Origin of the sequence: Parapedobacter sp. SGR-10 (genome assembly GCF_011030405.1) — a bacterium.
Lineage (GTDB): Bacteria > Bacteroidota > Bacteroidia > Sphingobacteriales > Sphingobacteriaceae > Sphingobacterium.
In genome coordinates, this window is record NZ_JAAJTJ010000046.1 from 1 (window position 1) to 4,858 (window position 4,858).

At 40.2% G+C, this 4,858-nt stretch carries 2 protein-coding genes; both read right to left on the reverse strand.

Translation table 11 applies throughout. From position 1 onward, the window contains the following. On the reverse strand, nt 1-1,683 hold a 1,683-nt coding region (locus tag G5B00_RS17610), incomplete at its 3' end, for a RagB/SusD family nutrient uptake outer membrane protein (protein ID WP_163878719.1). A 13-nt stretch (nt 1,684-1,696) separates the two neighbouring features. Then, nucleotides 1,697-4,840 carry a SusC/RagA family TonB-linked outer membrane protein gene (locus G5B00_RS17615; protein ID WP_163878722.1) on the reverse strand — a complete coding sequence of 1,048 codons (3,144 nt, stop codon included), beginning with the start codon at nt 4,838-4,840 and terminating at the stop codon, nt 1,697-1,699. Nucleotides 4,841-4,858 lie beyond the last annotated feature (18 nt).

Consider the following 4,858-nt stretch of genomic DNA (forward strand, 5'->3'; position numbering starts at 1 on the left):
TGCAGCTATCAGCCATCTTCGCAAATCATGGAATCGCTGTCCTTCAGTCGCTAACTCCACTCGCATCTCCTGCCGTATGGCCGTTCGTTGAGCTTCCTGATTACCTACAACGTCCGTCTTGATACCGTCATCATGCAATTCCCTATACGACGGGATTCCTGCTCTTTCTCTAACCTTATCGATATATTCTATAATCTTAGAATCGCCAGGATTTACTTCATTGAGTGCTTCTGCATACAACAAATAAAACTCTGCTAGTCTAAACACTACTGGCGCTTTGTAAACATCCGCCGGTTTCAAATTGCTACCCTCATCATAAGCCCTTCTATCCATTCTTTTATACAATAGATGCCCTGTCCAGGGATATCTAGTAGACGGTTTACCAGAATTCCCTCCATAATAGAACCATATCTGTTCGTTCCCTATATGCCATTTGCGGCCATTGTAAAAAACCGTATTGTAAAAACGAGGCTCGCGATTAATATACATCCTTTGTGTCCCAACTTCAGTTTGACCAGACAGATCTTCATTTGCCATGGAATAACCGTCCTCACTATACAGCGTAGATTCATCTTTAGACAAACCGTCTACCATAAAGAAAGCATCTACTAATTCTTGTGTCACTGCTATGCCGCCTGTTACACTGGATCCGCCCCGAGCTCCACGAGGAATATTTCTTGAATCTATACGAAAAGAAGCTGGCAAATTATCTTCCGATCGTGCCATAATAATCTCCTTGTTCATTTTTGTATGCACTTCATAGATACTCATATGCGGATCTAAAACACCATTATTATATGCTTTATGTAGTTCATAATGGCCTGAATTAGCGTAGTTAATAAATTCTTCAAGAGCAGTAACCGCCTTTTGCCATTTCGTATCATCTTTTTGTGGAAATAAATGCTGTCCTTCTTTATCAACCAACGTTAAAGCCAAGGGATTTCCTCCATTAAATAAAGGCGAAGCAGCATAGACCATGAGTCTAGCTCGTACAGCCAATGCTGCACCTTTGGTGGGAACCGCGAGCATCTCCTGATTAGTAAGATGGGGATCTTTCAGTTCACTCGCTATAGCAGTCAATTCACTATACACAAAATCAACCACTTCATCTACCGTATTTCTTTTAAAATCGAGGACTTCATCCGAAGGGTCGACTGCAAAATCCATAATCGGTATGGGTCCGTAGAGTTCAAATAAAAGATAATGGTAGTATGCTCTTAAAAAGCGGGCTTGCGCTTTTAATTCTGCGACCTCTCCAGCTCCAAGGAAATCGGCAGAACCACTTACTGGTATTTCTTTTACATGTTCTAAAAATAAATTTGCTTGTCGTATCAATTTATAATACTTACTCCAGCGATGGAAAACGCCTAAATGAGTAGAAGAAGACCCATTTATTGGATTTGTATAGGGGAAGGCCAATTGAGCTTTGTGAAGATCGTCGGAGGAATGCGCATAGGGGTTGCCCGAACCTTCCAGCTTTTGCATCTCACTCCACCAGGTGAAAGCCAATGTATTAGGTATACCATCATATAGTGTACGGTGAAATTTTCTAACGTCATTGGGATTAGAGAAAATTTTCTCCATATCCATTTCTTCGGCTAGTTGTTTAGATACATCCAAAAAACTCTTATTACAAGAAGAAAGAGCCAACAAAATTATAAGTGCTGATATTATTCTATACATGATTGTTCCTTATTTAAAATGATAAATCCAATCCAAAGGTCCATATACTAGGCAGTGGGTACACAGCCCCCCCTCCTGATGAGCCTACTTCAGGATCTTGAATCTTAATTTTATCCCAAACCGCTATATTTTGCCCCATCAAATAGACCCTTCCTTTGCCTACATTTACTTTAGAAAGCAAGCTTTCTGGAATAGAGTATCCTACTTCGACATTCTTGAGTCTAATAAAAGAGGCATCTTTAAACCACCAAGTACTCGGTGTGTTGGTGTTCACTCTATTGACATGACTCACTCGAGGGTACAGCACATTTTGAGAAGGATTTTCTTCTGTCCATCTGCTATCAAATATTTCCTGTCTGACATTTGAAGATTCTATGCCTTCAAAAAATGGAATTATAGCCCTCTGACCATTGTCTCCGCCTCCTCTCAAATCCAAGGATACATTTCCTGCACCTTGAAAGAAGACATTGACATAGGCTTTCTTATATTCCACATTCAAACCAAACCCATATATTATCTCTGGAATAGTCGGATGTGCCAAGTCCCGAACCACATCATACTCATTTACAACCCCATCACCATTCATGTCGATATACTTGATATCTCCAGGACGTGGATTGGGTGTTTTATCATAATAGGCGATTCCATCTTTCAGAGTATACTGTTTATTACCATTCTGATCTAATGTTCTGATAAAATCATCTTCTGTAAATAAACCGTCAGCCACCTTACCGTTTAACGTCCCTAACCGCTTCCCTGTTATTTCCATCCAGGGGTGAGCCTGAGGAATCTCATCGTATTCCAATACTTTATTACGTGCAAACGTAAAGTTTCCGCGCATTGAAGTTTTTACGTTTCCAAATTTTTGATGTATGTTTAGGCTTCCGTCGATACCTTTATTGCTGACCTCCCCGTAGTTTTGCCAAGGCGTTTGTTGAAAACCGGTTACTCCAGATACTGTCCGTCTTTGTAAGAGTATATTGGATCTTGTATTGTTAAAATAATCTGCTTGAAGATCTATCTTGCCATTAAACAAATTTAAATCTATCCCAAAATTTCGCTTCATCTCGATCTCCCAAGAAATGGATGGTGATTCAAACATTCCCTCTATAATCCCTGCCCCAACACCATTAAGAGGACCTGAACTTCCAATTCCCCAATAATAACCCGGACTAGTTTCAAAAGTAGGTCGGTATAAGAATCTGTCTTGACCAGTTTGGTCATTACCCGTTCTTCCGACAGAGGCACGTAATCTTAACGTAGTCAACACATCCTTTAATTCATCTTTAAAAAATGGCTCGTTAGTCACATTCCAAGCAAGTCCAACAGCTGGGAAGAAACCATATCGATGCTCTGCAGCAAACTGTTCACTACCCGTGACCGAGAAGTTACCCTCTAAAATGTACCGATTGGCATACGAATAGGTGCTTCTACCAACCCATGCTTGTTTTCGGTATGCTAATGCTTGATTATGTAACTGCCTGTCTTTTTGATAATACAAAAACATACCACCCACTTGATGATGACCAAAAGTTTGATTATAATCTGCAGCAGCCTCTATATAAATATTCTTATCACCAGAGTTTGTAGTGGTCGGATTACCAAAAGGGGTTCCATTACTAACTTGGTTTAAAATCAAATTGCCATCCCCATCTCTTCCTGTAGCAAAATACGTAGTAGGTGTTTTACTACGAGTCATAGAGTACAAGGTATTAGAGTCATAACTAACCGCACCTCTAGCCTTTAATCCAGGTATCCAAGAATCTAACTTTTGAACTAACTCAACTTTGGACTGCAACCCTGTCCTCCATTGTTGTCTATACCCTTTCTCTACTAACTCATTATATGGATTATTGGTTAGAGCAACAGTATTACTTAAACTTCCATCAGAATATACTGCTGGGAACATATGCGGTGGTGTTGCAGAAAAATATCTCAATATATCAGAAGTAGCAACACGGGGTCTGTTCATTTGCACATACTGTCCACTTAAATCAATTTTCAGAAGAGTTGATTCGGTCACATCAATATCCACATTACTTCTCAAATTATAGCGCTTCAAATCCGCATTATTATTATACTCATCATGCACTTTAAACAAGCCTGTTTCTCCAAAATAAGCACCAGACACAAAATACCTCATTTTATCGCCACCACCTCTAAAGTTGAGAGTATGCCGTGTATTACTAGTATGCTCTTTCAACAATAATTTCCACCAATTCACATTTGGATAAAGATCTAAGTCTTCACCAGAAGCATAACGATCTAAAATTTCTTGTGAAAACATAGGAGCTTGTCCGTCATTAACGGACTGTTCATTGAATAAACTCAAGTAATCATAAGAGCTTACATAATTTGGAATTCTAATCGGTGTCAAACGACTTACCTCACCTCTATATGAAATACTTGTTTTTTGTGGACGTCCTCTTTTGGAAGTAATCAGCACCACGCCATTCGCACCTTCTGAGCCGTAGACCGAAGTAGCAACAGCATCTTTCAACAAGGTAAAACTCTCAATTTCATCAGGTTCAATATCGTTCATATCCCTAGGTACACCATCAACCAAAACAAGAGGCTTTGTCTCTCCAGCAAAAGAACTTACCCCTCTAATCCAAAACTCAGCATTATCATACCCCGGTTCGCCCGAGCGCTGGACCGCAATTAAACCAGGTAATTGACCCGCTAAATTATTAGACAAGCTTCTATTGGGCATGCGCAATTGGTCACCACGCACCGTAGAAACCGATGCAACTAAGCTTTCCTTCTTTTGCGTACCAAAGCCAACTACTACCACCTCGTCAATCCCCTCATTGTCAAGAGACAGCTCCACATTCACCACCTGTCTGCCAGCAATAAGGACTTCTCGTGAAATATAACCAACCGAAGAAAACACCAACGTATCATGCTTTCCAGACACATCTATCTTATACTTACCATCCGCACCAGTCGATGCACTGACATTGGCCTCTTTGACACTCACGGTTACACCTGACAACGCTCCTCCTTGAGAATCCGTCACGCTACCCGAAATTGTGTATGACTGCAATGCACTCACCTTTCTTTTAACGTGATCCGCATTTGCTTTTCCTGTTGCTATTAAAGCAACGAGAATCATAACGATAATTAACGGTACTATTCGAAATTGATACAAAATCATAAATGTATTTTTTTTGAC